This is a genomic window from Anaerolinea thermolimosa (assembly GCF_001050195.2).
In the GTDB taxonomy this organism is placed as follows: Bacteria; Chloroflexota; Anaerolineae; order Anaerolineales; family Anaerolineaceae; genus Anaerolinea; species Anaerolinea thermolimosa.
Map to the genome: position 1 here is coordinate 692,107 of NZ_DF967965.1, position 19,825 is coordinate 711,931.

Below are 19,825 nucleotides of genomic sequence, written 5' to 3' on the forward strand. Positions count from 1 at the left end.
CATTTTGGGCTGTGATATAATCGCCCCGATGGGCCGGGAATCGCAACCTTCAGAGCGGAGACAAAAAATCCTCAACCTGACGCTGGCGGGAGTGGCGGCGCAGGTGGGTTGCCTGACGCTGGCCATCATTCTCGGTGCGGTGCTGGGGGGTTTGTGGTTGGATGTGCGTTTCCAGACGCGCCCGCTTATCACGATCCTCCTGGTGCTGGGGAGCATCCCTGTTTCGCTTGTTTTGATGTTTGTGGTGGTGCGCGCCGCCACGGCACGCATTCAAAAGAATTTGCAAGACCCTCAAGAACAGGAGGCAGGCATTGGAAAAACCGGTTAACCGTGGCCCGTTGGGCATTCGTCATCGCTGGTGGGTTTTGCTTTTTATTGTTCTCAATATCCTCTCTGTTTTTTTAATTGCCCCTGTACGGCCGCACATTCAGGTAGCGCCTGAAAACGTTACAGAACACCCTCTCTTTACACTTCCGGTGATCGGAGATTTCTACCTCACCAATACCCTGATCATGCTGGTGCTGGTAATGCTGGTCATTATCGGCCTGGCGTGGGGAGTGCGGCAGTCTCTCCGCGATGGCTCTCTGGTTCCCAAAGGGATTGCCGGGGCGTTTGAGGCGTTAATCGAGGTGCTCTATAACCTCACCGAGTCGTCCGCAGGGCGCTACGCAAAGACCATTTTCCCGTGGTTTGCCACGATTGTGATCTTTGTGCTGGTGGGCAACCTGATGAAATTAACCCCCATCGTAGAAACGTTTGGCCTGCTGCACCCGGCGAAGGAAGGTGGGCATCCCATTCAGCAGCTCTGGCCCGGGGCGTATACCCTCATGCCAGGAGAGGTGCACGAAGGTGAACAGGGATACATGGTGACCCCTTTCTTCCGTGGCATTCCCACTGACCTTAATTTCACCTTTGCGCTGGCCCTGATTTCGGTTTTCATGACGCAGGTGGTAGGGGTACGCGCTCAGGGAATGCGGTATTTCCTGAAATTTTTCAACGTGACCAACCTGTTTAAAAAACCGTTTTTCGGTGCGATGGATTTTCTGGTGGGGTTGCTGGAGTTGATCTCTGAGTTATCCAAAGTGCTTTCGTTTGCCTTCCGGTTGTTTGGAAATATGTTCGCCGGGGCGGTGTTGCTTTTCCTGGTTGGTTCCCTGATACCGGTATTTTTACAATCGTTTGTGGTGCTCTTTGAAGTATTTGTCGGGCTGATTCAGGCCTTTGTTTTTGGTATGTTGACGATGGTCTTCATGGCACAGGCAACCCAGGGTCATGGAGAAGAACACGAAGAGGGGGCTCATTAGGAATCCCCTGAGCAGAACATCTCGTTTTCCATAGAGGAGGAGTATTCCAATGACTGGTGACATTATCGTGGCGGCAAAATTCATCGGAGCCGGGTTGTCGATGATCGGCGCACTGGGGGCGGGGATCGGTATTGGGTTGAGTGTTCAGGGCGCGTTGCAGGGTATGGCGCGAAATCCGGATACGTATGGTAACCTGCTCACCAATATGATCCTGGGAATTGCGTTCTCAGAAGCGATTGCCATTTATTGTCTGGTCATCGCCTTCCTGATGCTGTTTGTCCTGTAGAAAACAAAGAAGAGGTGCGGCCTTGGAAGCGCTTGGGATTAATTTAGGGTATTTGCTGGTCTACATCTTTTCTTTTGCGATCATTTTCATCGTGCTGCGAGCATGGGTGTTTGTTCCGCTCACGGGGATGCTTGAAAAGCGTCGTCAGACCATTGCGCAGGGACTGGAAGATGCGCGGATTGCGGCTGAGGCGCGGGCCAATGCCGAGCACGAAGCGCAACGGGTGCTGGCAGAGGCTCAGACCAGAGCGGCAGAAATTATCCGTGATGCTACCCACCGGGCAGAGAATGTTGAAGCCGAAATTCGGGCGCAGGCGGAAGCTGACCTTGCAAAAACCCGTGCCGCTGCCCTGGCAGAATTGGAGGGTGAGCGAAACCGAATGCTGGCGGAGCTACGTTCTCAGGTGGCTGCGCTGGCGATTGCTGCCACGCAAAAACTGATCGGCGAGACCCTGGATGAACAACGCCAGCGGAAATTACTGGCCGAGTTCTTCTCTGGTGTGAAGGGGGGGCGCGTGGTGGTGCTGGATCAGATGGAAGACATTACCGGGCAAATGGCAGAGGTCACCAGTGCCCTGCCGTTGACCGAGGAAGAACAGAATGTGGTCAAGCGGGATGTGCTTGCGAAACTTGGAAGCGCGGCTACGGTGAGTTTTCGAGTTGATCCTTCGATCCTGGGCGGACTGGTAATCCGCGTGGGTGATCGTGTGGTGGATGGTTCGGTGGCTGGTCAGCTTGAAGAACTCAGGCACAGTATGCGTTAAAAAAGAATCCATTCGTTTCGGGAATGATCACCGGAGAGGGCGGAGATTGACCGCTGTCTCCGGTTTCGTATTAGAATAAGGGCAGGTGGCCATGATGACCGGGTTCACGCCGAAAACCTTGAAAATGTTGATGGATGCGCTCCCTGTGGAGATGCATGTGGTGGGGGAAATCCCCGATGTGCTTGTGACCGGGGTATCCTACAACCATCGTACTTTGCAAAAAGGGAATATTTTTGTGGCTCAAAAAGGAATGCATGTTGACAGTCACCAGTTCATTCCCCTGGCCATCGAGCGAGGAGCGGTTGCGATTGTTGGCATGCAGGAGGTGGAGGGATTAAGTGTGCCCTATGTGCGCGTGAAGGATTCGCGCGAAGCGCTGGCGCATCTTGCGGCGGCATTTTACGGGTACCCGGGGCGAGATATGACCGTGATTGGTGTAACCGGCACCGATGGTAAAACGACGACTGCCAACCTGATTTATCATATCTTACTGGCGGCCAATCTGAGGGCCGGGATCATTTCCACGGTGAATGCTGTTCTTGGGGATGAGGTGGTGGATACGGGGTTTCACGTCACCACGCCAGAGGCCCCCGAAGTGCAACGTTATCTGGCGCGTATGAGGACGGCCGGGTTAACCCATGTGGTGCTGGAATCGACTTCTCACGGGTTGGCACAGCATCGTGTCACCGGGTGCGAGTTTGATATTGCGGTGGTCACGAATGTGACGCATGAGCACCTGGATTTTCACGGCACGTATGAAAATTATCTGGAGGCAAAAAGCAGGCTTTTCCGCCTGCTGGGGGAAACGCAGCCGAAGGAACGTGGAAATCCTCGGGTGGGAGTATTGAACCGGGATGATGAGTCGTATGCATATTTGAAGAAGGTAACACCCGTGCGCCAGGTTTCGTATAGCCTTTCGCCCGGGGCGGATTACTGGGCCGAATCGATCGAGTTTGCAGGCGATACAACCCGTTTTGTGGTGGTTGGACCGGCCATCAGACAACCGGTGAAAACTTGCCTGGTAGGCCCGTATAATGTATCCAATTGCCTTGCGGCATTCTGCGCTACGGTCGAGGGACTGGGAATCGATCCTGAAGTAGCGGCACGGGGAATTGCGATGATGAGAGGGGTGCCAGGAAGGATGGAACGCATTCACATGGGGCAGTCCTTTCTGGCCATTGTGGATTTTGCCCATACTCCGAATGCGTTAAAACAGGTATTATTGGCCGCCCGTCAAATGGTGCGTGGACGAGTCATTGCGGTATTTGGATCAGCGGGTTTACGCGATCGTGAGAAACGAAAAATGATGGCCGAAGTTTCCACCGAACTGGCGGATTTTACCATTCTGACCGCAGAAGATCCGCGCACTGAATCGCTGGAAGATATTCTGGCGGAGATGGCGGCAGGAGCAACCGGGCGGGGTGGGGTGGAGGGGGTGCATTTCATCCGTGTACCCGACCGGGGGGAAGCCCTGCGTAGAGCCGTTCAAATGGCCAGGCCGGAAGATTGTGTCATCGCGTGCGGAAAAGGGCATGAACAGTCCATGTGTTTTGGTGAAACGGAGTACCCGTGGGATGATCGGGTAGCCATGCGTGCGGCGCTGGCAGAACTTCTCGGTGTTGAGGGGCCTTCTATGCCCGAATTACCAACCAGTTCTTCGGATTAATGTGCGCCTGGAGCGGGATGGAAAAAGAATTCTGGAAGCACAAAAGCCTTCAGGAAATGAACCGGGCAGAATGGGAAGCCCTCTGTGATGGCTGTGGTCGTTGTTGTTTGTATAAACTCGAAGATGAAGAGACAGGGGATTTATATTACACCAATGTAGTATGCCGCCTGCTGGATAGTTATCGCTGTCGGTGTACAAAATACTCCGAGCGCGCCAGACTTATGCCTACCTGCCTGGTGTTGAATGCTGATCTGGTGGCAGAACTATCCTGGATGCCTTCCACCTGTGCATATCGGTTGCTGGCCGAAGGGAAGGATTTGCCCTGGTGGCATCCGCTGGTTTCCGGGGATCCTGAAACTGTGCATCGGGCGGGGATTTCGGTGCGGTACCGGGTAATTGAAGAGAAGGATGCCGATCTGGAGCACCTGGAAGATTATATTGTGGACTGGCTTGAGTGAAAAAGGTGTGGATTCAAAACCAGGGGCGGTTGTCATTCGACCGCCCCTGGTAATTTATTGTAAAGAGGAGCCTAGTTTCGACGAGGCCCGCGGTCTCCGCTGCGCCCCCCGCGGTCACGATCACTACGTCCGCCGCTGCTTCGGGAACTGCCGTTTCGGTCTCCAGAACCACGAGGTGCTCCAGAGCGACCGCCACTGCTACTGCGGCCACCCCGGTCGCGTTCCAGGGCTTCTTCAGCGGTCCAGCCTTCGAGCACTGCCTGCCGGGAGAGGCGGATTTTCCCTTCAGGGTCGATATTGGTGACCATCACAGTAACTTCGTCGCCTACATTGACCACATCTTCGACTTTGTTGACACGCTCAGTATCGAGCTGAGAAATGTGCACCATGCCGTCTACATTGGGAAGGATTTCCACGAAAGCGCCGAAGTCGGTGACGCGCACCACTTTGCCAGTGTAAATGCGCCCGATCTGCGGAATTTCGGTAATGGCCTCGATTTTCTCGCGGGCGGCCATTTCACTGAGCGAATCGGTGGCTGCAATGTATACTGTGCCATCGTCTTCAATATCGATCTTGGTATTGGTTTCTTCCTGCAGTGCCCGAATGTACTTGCCTCCCGGCCCGATGATGGCACCGATTTTATCAATGGGAATTTTCACAATGGTGATACGCGGCACATGAGGTTTAAGCGAGGGGCGCGGCTGAGGAATTACGGCAAGCATTTTATCCAGAATTTCCAGACGGCCTTTGCGCGCCTGCGCCAGTGCCTGAGACATGATCTCCGGGGTGATCCCTTTGATCTTGATGTCCATTTGCAGGGCAGTGATGCCCAGCGAGGTACCGGCCACTTTAAAATCCATATCTCCGAGATGGTCTTCAAGCCCTTGAATATCACTGAGGATGACGTACCGGTCACCTTCTTTGATCAATCCCATGGCAATGCCAGCTACGGGGGCTTTAATGGGCACACCGGTGTCCATCAGGGCCAGTGTTGAGCCGCACACGGAAGCCATAGAAGTGGAGCCGTTGGAACTCAGCACTTCAGAAACCAACCGCAGGGTATAAGGGAAGACACTCTCGTCCGGGATGACCGGCTCAAGTGCTCGCTCGGCCAGAGCACCGTGCCCAATTTCGCGCCGGGATGAGCCGCGTAAGGGCTTCACTTCGCCGGTGGAATAGGGCGGGAAATTGTAATGGTGCATATAGCGCTTGATGCTTTCAGGGGTGAGCGAGTCCAATTCCTGGGCTTCTTTCGGGGTACCCAGGGTGGCCAGGGTGAGTACCTGGGTTTCGCCCCGGGTAAAAAGGCCCGAGCCATGAGCGCGTGGGCTGATATCTACCTCGCACCAGATGGGACGGATTTCTTCCGGGGTTCGGTGATCGGGGCGAATGCCGCGTTCAAGGATGCGTGTGCGGACGACTTTCTTGTAAGCCTCTTCGAAAGCTGTCTTAACCGAGTCTACCAGGGTCTCATCTTCTCCGGCAAACTCCGAGATGATCTGTTTTTCAAGTTCTTCAACCTCGCTGGCGAGCTGGGTTTTATCATGAGGTTGTTCGAGAGCGGCCTCCAGAGCAGGAGCAGCGCGCTGATAAACCTGTTCGGATAGCGCCGGGTCGAGGGTGAAGAGAGGAACCTCTCGTTTGGGCTTTCCGACCTCAGCCGCCATTTTTTCCTGCGCTTCTACCAGGCTCTGAATGGCCTGATGCCCAAACTGGATCGCAGCGACCATGTCTTCTTCGGCGACTTCATTGGCGCCGCATTCAACCATCAGGATGGCATCGCGGGTGCCAGCGATGCGCAGGTCAAGGTCAGATTGCTCCATCTGGCTGAAGGTGGGGTTGGCAATGAATTGCCCATGAACGCGGGCAACCCGCACTCCACCCACAGGGCCGCCCCAAGGGATATCTGAGATCATCAACGCGGCCGATGCGGCATTAATGCAGAGGATATCCAGGGGGTTCTCCTGGTCTGCCGAGAGGGAGAACATGATCACCTGGACTTCGTTGCGCATTTCTTTATTGAAGAGCGGGCGGATAGGGCGATCGGTGAGTCGGGCGGTGAGAATGGCCTCGGTTGATGGACGGCCTTCGCGGCGGTAGAAGCTACCGGGAATGCGTCCTCCGGCGTACATGCGTTCTTCGTACTCAACGGTGAGGGGGAAGAAGTCGACGTTTTCTTTAGGTTCGGGAGACATGGTGGCGGCGGCAAACACCATCGAATCGCCAAGCCGAACCGTGACGGCCCCTCCTGCAAGGCTGGCCAGCTTTCCGGTTTCAAAGATCACCGGACGCCCGCCAACCATGGCGGTAAATTGTTTTGATTCTGGTTTCATTTGTTTTTCCCTTCTTTTGCACCCCGCTTGATCAGGGACTGAAGCTTGAGGAGGAAACTTTTCCTCATCACGATTCAATTCCTAACCAGCGGGGCGCGATCATCAGATGATAAAAAAGAGTAGATGGCGAAACAACAGCCATCTACTCCAGGTGGCATCCGCTTATTTGACTCGCAGGTTCAAGCGTTCTGCCAGAGCCAGGTAGCGGCTGTAATCTTTGCGGCGCAAGTAGGCAAGCAGGCGCCGCCGATGCCCTACCAGTTTTAACAATCCCCGGCGCGAGGATTCGTCGTGCTTGTTTACCCGCAGATGCTCGGTAAGCTGGTTGATCCGCTGTGTGAGCAAGGCAACCTGTACCTCTGGCGAACCGGTGTCGCTATCGTGGCGTTTATAGGTGCCAATCAACGCCTCTTTTTGTTCTTTTGTCAAACCCATGACTCTGCAACTCCTTCTATAATTTTAGCAGGTCTCCATACGGGCAGCAGCGCCGCCCGCAGGACCAGTCAGCAGGGTGATTATACCACAGGGGAATCGGAATGTGCAGAGTACACTGCCTGACTGGCAGGATCAAAGGGGAGCCTGGTTGCGGAGGGAGGTGCGTAAGGTTTGCTGTTGCGATTCGCTGAGTTCAGGCAGTACCTGTCGGACCAGCCGGGCAGTGGCTGGATTGGAGGATGAAGCAAGGATCTGGCGTAAAAAGAAGGTGGTTTCACTACCGGATCGGCGTGCCATGGCCTGCAATGCGCGCGAAAGGTCGTTAAAAATGGGGGTTGTTGGATTTTTAGCCAGGGGGCCAAGGAGGCGAAAGACGGCGGGCAAATTCTCGAATTGAGGGTCCTGAACCAGCCACTCTATAACTTGCAAGCCAGTACGAAGATGCAGGCTCTCCGTTTCCTGAAGCCACCCTTCAAGAAGAGTCACCATTTCCAGGGGAGAATCCCGCCGCAGAGTGACTGTACCGCGTTCAAGCAAAGTCATTAAAACGGAACGGTCATTACAGTTCAACACCCAGGTTCTCAGACGTTCTTGCACTTCCTTCAGATGGTTTGAAGGCATCTGACCGAGAATATGTGCGGCCAGATGCTTTAATTCAAGATGGGGATCTTGCCAGAGATGATCAGCAATGGGGAGCAACGCTTCGGGCTGGCGCCTGCAGGCCTCACTCAATTCCAGCTCGAGCTGGCGCATGACAAGAGGAGGAATATGATAGGCAGGGGTGCGCGGGCGCGTTGGAACGTTTTCGCCTGCCCGATAGGCATGATCGGCCTGTTGTTCGAGAAAATCAACCAATGCCCGATGAAATTGCTCTGGCTGGTTGATCAGACTGAACAACTGGCCAAGCGCATCGCGTAAGCGCGAAAGCTGGATAGCTGGCATGGAGCGTGCTCGCTGCGCCCGGGGGGGTGCATCAATATGCGCGGGCGAAGTACACCTTTTCGGAAGCCGATTTTCCACAGACCACACAGACACCCTTTCCACCCGGCTGATCAAGTGGGATGCACCGTGAGGTAGCTCTGGTATCTTCCTTTACTCTGGCCTCACAGGCTGGGTCGCCACACCACCATGCGAAAGCCCAGCCTTTTTGTACGGCGTCGGTTAATTCGGCATAGTTTTGCACGTCGAAAATATGCTCATCTCTGAAGGCGATTGCCCTGGCCAGAAGCGAGGCCTGGATATCCTTCAGGGCTTCTGAAACGGCAGGCACCAGGGCTTCTTGAGAGATAAAGGTTTTTCCGGCTTTTCCGGGGCGGTCTCTCCGGGCGAGGGCCACCGAATTCTTTTCGACATCTTTCGGGCCGATCTCAATCCGCAATGGAACGCCGCGCATTTCCCAATCGTTGAATTTAAACCCCGGCGTGAGCCCATCGCGGGCGTCAACGTGGACGCGGAAAGTCTCTGCCAGGGTTTGCCGTACGCGTTCGACGACTGGCATGACGGCACTCTGCTCGGCATCATCGCGATAAATGGGAATGATGACAAGCTGAATGGGTGCCAGGCGGGGCGGGAGGATCAACCCCTGGTCGTCACCGTGGGTCATAATGATGGCACCGATGAAACGAGTGGACATTCCCCAGGATGTGGTATAAGCAAACTCCAACTCATTTTTTTGATTGAGAAATTTGATATCAAAAGCTTTGGAAAAATTTTGCCCAAAATAATGGGAGGTGCCCGACTGTAAAGCGCGGGTGTCGCGCATCATGCCTTCAATAGACCAGCTGCTGATCGCACCGGCGAACTTTTCGGTTTCACTTTTCCGGCCACGAATGACTGGCACGGCCCCTTCGTTGACGGCAAAGTCGTAATAAGTATCGAGCATGAGGCGCGTCTCGGCCTGAGCTTCTTCAGGGGTGGCATGGACGGTATGGCCTTCCTGCCAGTAGAACTCCAGGGTGCGTAAAAAGAGACGAGTGCGCATTTCCCAGCGGACGACGCTCCCCCATTGATTAATCAGGATGGGCAGGTCACGATAGGATTTAACCCATTTGGAATACATGTACCCGATGATGGTCTCTGAAGTGGGTCGTACCACCAGCGGTTCTTCCAGGGGTTGGCCTCCTCCATGGGTTACCACGGCCAGTTCAGGCGAGAACCCTTCCACATGTTCTTTTTCTTTCTCGAAAAAGCTCATGGGAATGAGTAATGGGAATGCGGCATTGACATGCCCCGTTGCTTTGAAACGTTTATCGAGGGCCTGTTGAATATTCTCCCACAACGCCCAGCCATACGGTTTGACCACCATGCAGCCGCGAACGGGGGCGTAATCGGCCAGGTCAGCTTTCTGTACGATCTGGTTGTACCATTCTGAAAAGTTTTCGCTTTGTGGGGTTAGTTTTTCATCTGCCATGGTTTCCCTCTTGCCGGGTGTGTGGTGATAGATATAACCTGCTGAAGAGCATGTGAAATCTAATTATACCGCAGGCCAGTTGCGCTGGTAATTCTCTTCCAGTTTTTGAAGGATGGCCTTTTCCAGATCGATTCCAGTCAGGTGTGCCAGTTGCAGGAGGTAGAGGGCCACATCGGCCAGCTCTTCTGCCAGGTCGGCAGGATGCTGAGGGGTTTCATGCCACTGGAAGTGTTCCAGCACTTCGCTGGCCTCCAGGGAAAGAGAAATGGCGATGTTGCGGGGCGTCTGAGGACGGGGGCTATCAGGCTCATACCAGCCTTTTGAACGTACGAATTGATCCATAGCGTGGGTCAGATCAGTGATTTGCATGAAGAGGTTCCTTTTGGATTGAAATTAACCTGGTATTTTGTTGATATACAAAGAACACCCAGAGGGCGAAAAAGATGATGAGAGAATCATACACGGCACGGGGATATATGCCGGTGAAGGTAAGGGAAAAGGCGATCCAGGTGAGAAGTAAAGCCCCCAGCCACCACAAGTGACGCATCCATGCGGGAGTGGTCTGATCGCGTAAAAACCAGAGTAGAAAAGGAACAAACATGGTCATCTGTTCGTAGGATGTACCGTTAGGATGGAACAAATAGGTGATAAAGCCGATCCAGCTGAGGGTAAAGAGGGTCAGGGCAGGGGTGGGGTGAGAAACGGAGCGGAGAAACAGAAAAAGGGTGAATGCTGCCGAAACCAGAGCGATGACCACGACCAGGATTGAGGAGAGAAAACCGGGGAGAAAACTCTTGAAAAGAGCATAGAGGGTGACAGTGGCCTGCACGTAGCCAGTATACTTTTCAGCGGCGCTGATCCACTGAGGTATCCACCCTGGCCAGTACCACAGTGACCCTGCCAACAGTATAAGAAGGGTGAGCCCGAAGCTGAACCCGAACATGGGGTACTTCCTTTTTAGGGCAATCCATAAAAAATACAGAAGAAATAACCAGCAAACAGGATACTTTTTTTCATGAAATGCTCTTGAATGCTCGAAAACAAAGTTCTCGGAATCCTGACAGGTCAGACTTATTCATCGCGCTGGTTTTGGATTCCAGCTGTGTTCCTGACCATGATCGATGAACGCGCCCATAACCTTTCTACATAAATTTTATTTTAAAAGAAAACCCCTCAACGGTATTGCTGAGGGGTTTGAGCTGCAATCAGGTCTGGGAGAATTACTCCTCTTTCTTTTCTTTTTGCGCCCTGGCGATGATTTCCTGGGCAATATGTGACGGCACGGTCTCGTAATGGTCAAATTCCATGGTGAAGAATCCGCGGCCGCCGGTCATAGAGCGGAGCTGGGTGGTATAGTGCAGCATTTCAGAAAGAGGCACATAGGCAGTCACTACGGAATGCCCGCGTTCGGTGTTCATGCCCTGCACGCGCGCACGGCGAGTGTTAAGATCTCCCAGAACATCTCCCATGTTGGCTTCGGGTACGGTGATCTCAACTTTCATAATGGGCTCGTGCAGTACCGGGCCGGCATCCATGAAGGCCAGTTTGAAGGCTTCACGGCCGGCAATTTCGAAGGCGATCGGCTTTGAATCGACGGGGTGTTCTTTACCGTCAAAGACCGATACTTTGACGTTGCTGATGGGGTAGCCCGCCAGGATGCCCTCGGCCATGGTGTTGCGGATTCCCTTTTCAATGGCTGGCATATAGCTGGATGAAATGGCCCCGCCGAAAACGTCATTGACAAATTCAAAGTCTTTATCGGGGAGGGGTTCAATCCGCAAATGCACTTCGCCAAATTGACCGGCGCCACCGGTTTGTTTTTTGTGGCGATACATGGCCTGACTCTTGCGGGTAATGGCCTCTTTATAAGGAATGCGAGGCTCAACCGCAATGAGGTTGACCTGGAACTTGGTTTCAGCACGGCGAAGCGCGACATCGATGTGCTGGTCGCCCATGCCCTGCAGGATGGTCTGGGCAGTGGCAGGTTCCATGTACCAGGAAAGGGTGCGATCTTCTTCACACAGGCGCGTGAGCGTGGGTGAGATTTTGGTGGAGTCGGCCTGTGTTTTTGGTTGAATGGCCACCCGGTAAAGCGCCCCCGGGTATTCCGGTTCAGGCAGGGTCAGAGGGGTGGAGCGATCACAGAGGGTGTTCCCGGTAGAGGTTTCGGCCAGTTTGGGAACTACTCCAAGGTCGCCTGCATGGATCACTTTCATGGGGAAGGTCTCTTTCCCGCGCATCACAGCCACCGTCCCCAGGCGCTCTTCTACGCCTTTGGTCTGGTTCCATACCCGGGTATCGGAGGTGATGGTTCCAGAATACACACGGAAATAGGTCAGCTTTCCGACGAAGGGATCTGCGGTGGTTTTCCACACGTAGGCGGCCAGCGGGCCGGTATCCGAAGCAGGGAGTTCCACGTCTCCATCTTTGCCTTTGGCCACCGGGGTGGGGATTTCCAACGGAGAGGGTAAAAGGCCGACAACGGCATCCAGTAAGGGAAGGATGCCGATCTCGGCGGCCCCGGCGGATACGAACACAGGAATAAATGACCCGTTGCGTACCACGGCGGCCAGACCCCGCATGATTTCTTCAGGAGAGAGTTCCCCTGATTCGAGATATTTCTCAAGGAGGGCATCCTCACCTTCAGCGGCTGCCTCAATGAGGGCGGTGCGAGCGTTTTCGGCCTCTTTCAGATATTCTGCAGGAATATCCACCACGGTTTTCCCCTCGCCGCGGTAGGCTTTCATGGTGAGCAGGTCGATGACCCCCTGGAAGGATTGTTTCTCACCCCAGGGGAGTTGCACAGGGATAAGACGGGTGCTTGAAAATTCCTGAACCGAGGCCAGCGCTTTTTGATAATTGGCATTCTCGCGGTCCATCTTATTGATGACCACGAAGCGGGGGAGTTTGAACTTATCACACTGTTGCCAGGTAATTTCAGTGCCAACCTCAACCCCGGAGACCGAGTCGACCAGCACGATGGCGCTATCGGCTACGCGGAGCGCCGAAATGACCTCGCCGATGAAATCGAGGTAACCGGGGGTATCGAGGAAATTGATTTTGACATCTTTGTATTCCACAGGGATGACCGAAGTGCTGAGAGAAATTCCTCGCCGAATTTCTTCGTCTTCGAAGTCCGAAACAGTGGTGCCATCCTCGATTCGCCCCAGGCGGGTGGTGGCTCCGGTGACGTGCAGGAACGCCTCGGTGAGCATCGTTTTGCCGGCGCTGCTGTGTGAAATCAGCGCAACGTTGCGGATTGCGTCAGTTCGATATTCTTTCATGAATGAAACCCTTTTATTTTCGTATGATTGCCCGATCGTCTATTTTAAGGTAAGTTACCGTTCTTGTCAAAGCCGCTGGGTGAATAGAGCAGATTCGGCCACGAATATTTGATAAAAGGCTCGGGCGGGGTGAAGTCGTGCAGGGGGAAATCCCCGGAGGCAGGTTTCAGATGCCTGTAGCAGGGTGAAGGTGAGCCGTCGGTTCTTTTTGACTCTGGAGGGTGAATTGGTTATGATTTGGATATGAAAGAGAGATGGACTCAAACGCTCAGGCGGCTGGTGCACCGAATGCGCTTTACCTGGATGTATCTTGGAAGTCCTCCCTGGGATACAGGCATGACTCCGCCTGAGTTGCAGTCTTTTCTTGAGGAGCACTCCCCGGGCCGGGCGTTAGACCTGGGCTGTGGAACGGGGACAAACCTGGTAAGGCTGGCTCAGGCGGGCTGGCAGGTGACAGGAGTGGATTTTGTCAGCAAGGCAGTGAAACGGGCGCAGGAAAAACTTCACCGCCTGGGCTTGGAAGGTGAAGTGATCTGTGGAGATGTGCTGGATCTTCGTCCGCTTCATCCTCCCTACGACCTGGTTCTGGATATAGGTTGTTATCATGGACTGGATCAGGCTTCGCGTGAGGTGTACCGGAGAAATCTTTTTTTTTTACTGGCACGAACGGGAACTTTTCTGTTGTATGCGCATCTTAAGTCTGAACCTGATGCCCGGATTGGGATTTCTGAAGAGGATATTCAGAGATTAAAAGAATATTTCTCTCTGTTGCATCGGCAAGATAGCTTCGACAGGTTTGGTCGTGCGGCGACCTGGATGACCTGGAGCCTTCCACCAGAAGGAAAGCCATGATGATCGGACGAATCGAGAAAAAGGTCTTGCAAAGAGTGGGGCTTATCGGGTTGGCGGCAGTATTGACCGGATGCAGGTTCCCGGTGGAGCTTTTTTTTGCCCCCGACTCTCCCCCTCCCAGCCAGATCAACACGGCGCCATTGCCATCTCTACAGGGGGGGAGTCAACCCGTGGAAAATGAGGCCACACTGACCCCAACGTCCCTTCCCTGTGCCTATGCCTGGGCCGAACAGTCATTGCCTGACCTTACCGCAGAGGTGCAAAGAGCCCTCGATGTTGCCGGTCTGAACCGGGTTGAAGCCCTGGCCGTGGCTTATGGTGAAAACTGTGTAGATACCCTCAATAACCAGGTGGTTTCGTTTTCGGTTATGGAGACAGATTTTTATTTCACCGTGGTGGTGGAGGATACTGGCAACCGGGAGGCTCTCGGAAACCTGATTTATCAGTTATTGTTGATCACGGAGCAGTTTCCGCCTGGTAAAGCCCCCGGGCCCAATCCTGGCCTGCTCACTGTCCTTTTCCAGGACGAAAAACAGAATGTACAGGTTCGAGCGAAGCTGGTAGACGCCCTGGCAGCAAAGACCCGTGGATTGCGTGGGAGTGCTTTGCTGGAGGCACTTCAAGCTGGGCACCCGTAGAGGGACTTTTCCATTCGCCAGGCTGGTTCATGCACCTCAACCACGTGCCCTTCATGATCGAGATAAGACCAGCGGCCAGGTTCCGGGGCAACAATATGAAACCCATGCCGGAGATAAAAGGCGAGCGCACGTTCGTTTACCCGGGCGACATTCAAGGTGAGAAAATGGAATCCTCGATGCCGCAGGTCGTCTTCTACCGTAGCAAGTAAACGGGCACCTACCCCCTGACTGCGAAACTCTTCTTTAACTCGAAACGCATAAAGGTAAGCGCGGTCGATTCCATTACAAAGCTCAGGACGGTCGCATTTTAATTGAACAAACACCTGCCCGATGATGCCGTAACCAGATAAATCGGCAACCCACAGTACGCTCAGTCCCATTTGAGCACGTCGGAAGGCTTCGCTATACAGGCGGCGGAAGTGCGTGTATTCTCCGTTCCATTCCAGAGCGGGCAGATCCTCTGCTCTGACGTGGCGAATGAGTAAATCGCTCCACGATATTTTGGGATTATGGATGGTAATTTCGGCCACGGGGTGGTTTGACCTCCAGGTTTTGTTGTTGGAGCAGTTGATCAAGCAATGCCAGCTCTTCCTCTTTTGAGTGGATGAGACCGTCCAGCCATGCGGTTCGCAGTGTTCCAAGAATTTCTTTGTACAGCGGGCCAGGGGGAAGGCCCATCTCGCGGAGGGTTTCTCCAGTGGTGACGGGTTGGATAAAACGCCACTGGGTGGCATAAGATTCCAGGATGGCACGCTGAGGTTCGTCTTTGTTTAGCGTATAGGTGGTATATAAAACCATGGAAGGGATGGAATCTAACCGCGAGGCCACCTGCGAGGGGCGTAGACCCACCAGAGAGGGCAGGTCGCGCTGTAACTGGCAGGTTAATACGATCTGAGTCTGAAGGATGCCCGGCAGACGCAGGCGGTCAGCAATGCTGAAGGCTTTTTCGATGGGTAAACGTCCAAACCAGACCAGATAGGCAAGTGCGATGCGGATGGGAAGGTTTCCCGCTTCTTCGGGGAGCTTCCATTCCTGCGGAACAGGCTGGTTGAGGGCATTTCGGATGGATTCTGCCACTTCGTCCGACCAGGGGATATCGGGATGAATGGCACGAAGTAAGCCAAGCTCGTTCAGCCGAGAAAGCATGGCGATGGCTTTTTCTTCCTGGAGAATGAGGTTGAGCTCATGACGGAGGCGATCTCCGGAAAGATTGCGGATAAGAGGGTGGCCTTCCTGCATTAATTGCAGGGTGCGTGCTTCGATTTTAAAGTTAAACCGCTGTTCGAAGCGAACGGCACGAAGCTGACGGGTGGGGTCATCGACAAACGAAAGCGAATGAAGGACACGCACCAGCCCTGCCTGAAGGTCTCGCAGACCGCCCCAGTAATCGTACAGGTTGCCATAATGTGGGCCGTCGAGGCGAATGGCCATGGTGTTGATGGTAAAATCGCGGCGGTGCAGATCAAGTTTTATACTGCTGCGTTCTACGGTGGGAAGGGCAGTGGGGTAATCGTAGAATTCGGTGCGCGCGCTGATCAGATCCAGGGTTTCGGGGAGATCAAGAGGATTGAAGCGGTTTTTTTCAGAGAGCACCTCTGCCAGGTGCTCACGCTGTTCCTCAATTTTCCATTTTGCGGTACCAAAGCGGAAGTGAGCGAGCACCCGTCCGCCAAATCGCCGCGTCAGTGCGTTGGCCAGGGCAATGGCATCTCCTTCAACGACCAGGTCGAAATCGACTCCGGGGCGGTCGAGAAGTAAATCGCGCACGAAACCGCCCACAATGTAAATGGCCTGGTGCATGCGGCGAGCCTCGGCAGCCACAGCCTTCAGAAGGGCCAATCTCGCCGGGGGCAGGGCGGTTTCTAGCCGCCGGGCCAGGTTCATCCGGCCCGGTACGGGGGCGTGACCGGTGATGTGCCTCAGGAGATCGGTTCGGGTAACGATCCCCACCACCTGTCCGGTGGAAGGATCAACCACGGGGAGTTGCCCCCAACCGGTGTTAATCATTACATCGCGGACGTGTTCAATGGAATCGTCCGGGGAGACTGAAACCTCACCCGCTTCCATGAGACTGGCAGCAGTGAGATTCATGCGATGCGATACTGCCCTGTCGACTGCCCGACGGGTGAGAAGGCCCACTACCTTACCATGCTCCAGGATGGGATACCCCTCGTAGCCATAACGTTGCATGAGTTGAAGCGCCTTTTCTGCGGGAGTATCCGGTGAGAGAGTGAGAGGCTGAGCCGACATGATCTGCCGCACTGTTGTAGAGGGATGCACGTGAGAGGGCAAAATGTGTTCCAACTCGCGGGCGACGGACTGCAGGGGAGATTCCCCTTCTGTCTGATATGGAAGCGTACCGCCGGATGGCACCTTCACCAGGGCGGCTGCTGCCCGATGATGCCCCCCTCCACCGAAGTGTGCGGCAATTTTGGAGACATCAACCTGATCACTGGTGGAACGAGCCACAAGGCGGATCCCTTCGCCGGTCTGGACGAGCAGGAACAGCGCCGCCGGATCAAGCAGATCGCGAATTTTATGGGCGACGGAAGAAATTTCATCCGTCATTCCAGGGGCCTCAGCGGTTGCCAGGAGAATCTGCTGACCGTGGATCCATATCGTTCGGGCGTTGGCAAGCAATTGATCGTAAACCTGACGCTGTTCAGCAGAAAGTGCGGGGTTGAGGTATCGGTTGGCAATTTGCAGGTTTGCACCCTGCTCCAGCAGGTAACTTACGGCCCTTGCGTCACGCGGGGTGGTGCTGGCATAAGTGAGTGAACCGGTGTCTTCGTAAATTCCAAGGAGCAGGAGGGTGGCATGGATGGGGTCGATGCCTCCATTATGCTCATGCAACCCCTCGACGAAGAGGGTGGTGCAGGCCCCTGTCTGATCAATGGTGACCTTCCAATCCGGGGGTAAGTCTTCCCGGCGAGAATGATGGTCGACCACTTGAATAATGGTGTGATTCCCCATTCCTTTCAGGGTGATGAGAGATTGGGTGTCTACCAGGGTGACCGTCTCAATGCTCTGGCTGGGGAGGTCGTTAATTTCAATAAATGGAAGATCAGCACCGTACAGGTTGAGGAAAGCCTTAACGTTGCGGTTTAAGCGCCTTGGCAATACCGGGGTGGCTCGATTATGCATAAGGTAAGCACCAAGCATGGCGCCAAGGGCGTCAAAATCGGCCTGTTCATGCGTGAGAATGATGTGCATTGAGATTATTATAAGTCAGATAGGGAACGTGCAGAACGGCGGTTTGAGTACCGGGGTGCCATTAAGTTATAATGCTGAGTCATGAGTGATTGCCAGGGGGCTTCCGATTTGAGAAAGGTGAGAATGGAAACTCAGGAACTGACTCAGACTGAATTATTACGATATTCCCGGCATCTCATTTTGCCGGAGGTGGGCCTTTCGGGGCAAAAAAAACTAAAGGAGGCCTCCGTCTTACTGGTGGGGAGCGGAGGGCTGGGATCGCCTGTGGCGTTGTACCTGGCGGCTGCCGGGGTGGGACGAATTGGTGTGGTGGATTACGATGTGGTAGAAGAATCAAACCTCCAGCGGCAAATTCTCCACGGAGTGGATGACCTCAACCGCCCAAAGGTGGAATCAGCCCGGAAGCGGATGCTTTCGATCAACCCGTATATTCAGGTAGATACATACAGTGAGGTCTTCAGTTCTGCAAATGCAGAGGAAATTGCTGCTCCGTACGATATTCTGGTGGACGGCACTGATAACTTTCCGACTCGATACTTAATCAATGATCTGGCCGTACTGACCGGCAAGCCCTATGTTTATGGGGCGGTTTTTCGTTTTGAAGGCCAGGCAAGTGTATTTGCTGCCGGAAAGGGTCCCTGCTACCGCTGTTTGTTCCCTGAACCGCCCCCACCGGATTCGGTGCCTTCCTGTGCAGAGGGTGGGGTCCTGGGGATTTTGCCGGGAACGATCGGCTCCATTCAGGCGACTGAGACGATTAAGCTCATTCTGGGGATTGGTGAATCGCTGGTCGGCAGGCTCTTGCTCTATGATGCGCTAACCATGAGCTTCCAAAGCGTTCAATTGAAGAAGAACCCTGCCTGCAAGGTGTGTTCTGACCATCCTGAAATAACGCATCTCATCGATTATGAACAATTTTGCGGAGTACCTGCTCACGGGCACGCCAGCCGGGCAGATATTCCCCAGGTGGAGCCCAGGGAGGTTCTCGACCGACTTGCCCGGGCAGAACCTCTGGCTCTGCTCGATGTGCGCGACCCGGTGGAATTGGAGGTTTCCAGACTGCCCGGAGCTCTGGTCATTCCTTCGGGTCAGGTGCTTTCCAGGCTGGGGGAGCTGGATGCCTCGAAAGAATGGGTGGTTTTCTGCCGCACCGGAGACCGCTCTGCCCGGGTGGTGAAAGCGTTACGCGAGCGGGGATTTCGGGCGGTCAATCTTAAGGGTGGGATTAACGCCTGGGCAGAACAGGTAGATCCTTCCATGAAGCGGTATTAAGTTTAATGCAACGATTTTGAACAGGGTTGTTTTATGGAAAATCATCGACGGATTTTACTGGCGGTTCTGGCTCATCCCGACGACGAATCTTTTGGAACAGGAGGCACCCTGGCCTATTATGCCAGGCAGGGGGTCGAAGTGTACCTGGTGTGTGCCACACGTGGAGAGGCGGGCGAGATGGAGGAAGGATTTCTGCGGGGATTCACCTCGCCTGCTGAACGCCGTGAAGCAGAACTGCGCTGTGCGGCGGAGAAGTTAGGGCTGAAAGGGGTTTACTTTCTGGGTTACCGCGATTCGGGCATGCCCGGTTCACCGGATAACGCTCACCCCAATGCCCTGGTGGCGCAACCACAGACAGAGGTGGCTTTAAAGATTGCACGTTTCATCCGATTGCTTCGCCCACAGGTGGTGATCACTTTTGATCCGATTGGGGGTTATCGCCATCCTGATCACATCGCGGTACATCGGGCGACGGTAGAAGCGTTTTCTCTGGCGGCTCAGGCGGACGTCATTCTGGATGACCTCCCACCCTATCAGGCTGAGCGATTATATTTTCATCTTATCCCGCGCACTTTTCTCCGTTGGATGGTGCGATTGATGCCCCTTTTCGGGCGTGACCCGCAACGGTTTGGTAAAAACCACGATATTGATCTGCGCTCCATTGTCGAGGTCCATTTCCCTGTACATGCGGTGATCCAATACCGTTCGGTAGCTGCGATCCGGGATGCGGCTTCAGCCTGTCATGCCAGCCAGGGGGGAAGTTCCTTGACCGGGAGCGGAATCATTGGCCGTTTACGGCGGCTCTTCTTTTCTTATGAAATGTATATGCGAGGTTATCCACCTGCCAGGCCCAAAGAACAGGTGGTTCGCGATTTGTTCGCTGGAATTTCGGGTGGTGATTAAAAAAACAT

General features: G+C 54.2%; 19 protein-coding genes. 10 read left to right on the forward strand and 9 right to left on the reverse strand.

The window, feature by feature from the left end; translation table 11 throughout:
* Positions 1–28: 28 nt before the first annotated feature.
* From ATHL_RS03230 to ATHL_RS03255, 6 genes are all read left to right on the forward strand, one after another.
* Positions 29–328, forward strand: coding sequence for an AtpZ/AtpI family protein (locus tag ATHL_RS03230; RefSeq protein ID WP_062189713.1), 300 nt, complete (start codon positions 29–31; stop codon positions 326–328).
* Positions 312–1,304 carry a F0F1 ATP synthase subunit A gene (locus ATHL_RS03235; protein ID WP_062189715.1) on the forward strand — a complete coding sequence of 331 codons (993 nt, stop codon included), beginning with the start codon at positions 312–314 and terminating at the stop codon, positions 1,302–1,304. The genes ATHL_RS03230 and ATHL_RS03235 overlap by 17 nt, the downstream gene beginning before the upstream one ends.
* A gap of 49 nt (positions 1,305–1,353) precedes the next feature.
* Positions 1,354–1,590: an ATP synthase F0 subunit C gene (gene atpE / locus ATHL_RS03240; protein ID WP_062189724.1), complete on the forward strand. Its 237-nt coding sequence runs from the start codon at positions 1,354–1,356 to the stop codon at positions 1,588–1,590.
* A 22-nt stretch (positions 1,591–1,612) separates the two neighbouring features.
* Complete coding sequence (gene atpF, locus ATHL_RS03245; protein WP_062189726.1) at positions 1,613–2,353, forward strand: F0F1 ATP synthase subunit B; 741 nt, start codon at positions 1,613–1,615, stop codon at positions 2,351–2,353.
* 91 nt (positions 2,354–2,444) lie between these two features.
* Positions 2,445–4,019, forward strand: coding sequence for a UDP-N-acetylmuramoyl-L-alanyl-D-glutamate--2,6-diaminopimelate ligase (locus ATHL_RS03250; RefSeq protein ID WP_084001137.1), 1,575 nt, complete (start codon positions 2,445–2,447; stop codon positions 4,017–4,019).
* Positions 4,020–4,036: 17 nt separating this feature from the next.
* Entirely contained in the window at positions 4,037–4,477 is a 441-nt protein-coding gene (locus ATHL_RS03255) for a YcgN family cysteine cluster protein (protein WP_062189729.1), read from the forward strand.
* 71 nt (positions 4,478–4,548) lie between these two features.
* On the opposite strand, the gene ATHL_RS03260 is transcribed toward ATHL_RS03255, so the two are convergent.
* The 7 genes from ATHL_RS03260 to fusA form a co-directional block, all read right to left on the reverse strand.
* A complete protein-coding gene (locus ATHL_RS03260) occupies positions 4,549–6,810 on the reverse strand; it encodes a polyribonucleotide nucleotidyltransferase (protein WP_062189731.1) in 2,262 nt (753 codons plus the stop codon).
* 162 nt (positions 6,811–6,972) lie between these two features.
* A complete protein-coding gene (rpsO, locus tag ATHL_RS03265; RefSeq protein ID WP_062189732.1) occupies positions 6,973–7,245 on the reverse strand; it encodes a 30S ribosomal protein S15 in 273 nt (90 codons plus the stop codon).
* 132 nt (positions 7,246–7,377) lie between these two features.
* A complete protein-coding gene (locus ATHL_RS03270) occupies positions 7,378–8,187 on the reverse strand; it encodes a DNA alkylation repair protein (RefSeq protein ID WP_062189734.1) in 810 nt (269 codons plus the stop codon).
* Between the two features lie 31 nt (positions 8,188–8,218).
* Complete coding sequence (gene proS, locus ATHL_RS03275; RefSeq protein ID WP_062189736.1) at positions 8,219–9,655, reverse strand: proline--tRNA ligase; 1,437 nt, start codon at positions 9,653–9,655, stop codon at positions 8,219–8,221.
* Between the two features lie 63 nt (positions 9,656–9,718).
* Positions 9,719–10,024 (reverse strand): nucleotide pyrophosphohydrolase, encoded by a 306-nt coding sequence (locus tag ATHL_RS03280; protein WP_062189737.1) that lies wholly within the window; start codon positions 10,022–10,024, stop codon positions 9,719–9,721.
* Complete coding sequence (locus ATHL_RS03285; protein WP_062189739.1) at positions 10,011–10,598, reverse strand: hypothetical protein; 588 nt, start codon at positions 10,596–10,598, stop codon at positions 10,011–10,013. Before ATHL_RS03285 ends, ATHL_RS03280 begins: the two co-directional genes overlap by 14 nt.
* A gap of 277 nt (positions 10,599–10,875) precedes the next feature.
* Positions 10,876–12,939 (reverse strand): elongation factor G, encoded by a 2,064-nt coding sequence (gene fusA / locus ATHL_RS03290; protein ID WP_062189741.1) that lies wholly within the window; start codon positions 12,937–12,939, stop codon positions 10,876–10,878.
* Positions 12,940–13,182: 243 nt separating this feature from the next.
* Here fusA and ATHL_RS03295 point away from each other — a divergent pair, with 243 nt between their 5' ends.
* Positions 13,183–13,791: a class I SAM-dependent methyltransferase gene (locus ATHL_RS03295; RefSeq protein WP_062189743.1), complete on the forward strand. Its 609-nt coding sequence runs from the start codon at positions 13,183–13,185 to the stop codon at positions 13,789–13,791.
* Positions 13,788–14,429 carry a hypothetical protein gene (locus tag ATHL_RS03300; protein WP_162787560.1) on the forward strand — a complete coding sequence of 214 codons (642 nt, stop codon included), beginning with the start codon at positions 13,788–13,790 and terminating at the stop codon, positions 14,427–14,429. Before ATHL_RS03295 ends, ATHL_RS03300 begins: the two co-directional genes overlap by 4 nt.
* Here ATHL_RS03300 and ATHL_RS03305 read toward each other — a convergent pair.
* Positions 14,411–14,959, reverse strand: a complete 549-nt coding sequence (locus tag ATHL_RS03305; RefSeq protein WP_062189747.1) for a GNAT family N-acetyltransferase — start codon at positions 14,957–14,959, stop codon at positions 14,411–14,413. The genes ATHL_RS03300 and ATHL_RS03305 overlap by 19 nt on opposite strands.
* Positions 14,937–17,642 (reverse strand): CBS domain-containing protein, encoded by a 2,706-nt coding sequence (locus tag ATHL_RS03310; RefSeq protein ID WP_062189749.1) that lies wholly within the window; start codon positions 17,640–17,642, stop codon positions 14,937–14,939. Before ATHL_RS03310 ends, ATHL_RS03305 begins: the two co-directional genes overlap by 23 nt.
* An 81-nt stretch (positions 17,643–17,723) precedes the next feature.
* Between ATHL_RS03310 and moeB the strand changes: the two genes are divergently transcribed.
* A complete protein-coding gene (moeB, locus tag ATHL_RS03315) occupies positions 17,724–18,914 on the forward strand; it encodes a molybdopterin-synthase adenylyltransferase MoeB (RefSeq protein ID WP_236822319.1) in 1,191 nt (396 codons plus the stop codon).
* Between the two features lie 33 nt (positions 18,915–18,947).
* On the forward strand, positions 18,948–19,817 hold the full coding sequence (locus tag ATHL_RS03320) for a PIG-L deacetylase family protein (RefSeq protein WP_062189753.1): 870 nt from the start codon (positions 18,948–18,950) through the stop codon (positions 19,815–19,817).
* Positions 19,818–19,825 lie beyond the last annotated feature (8 nt).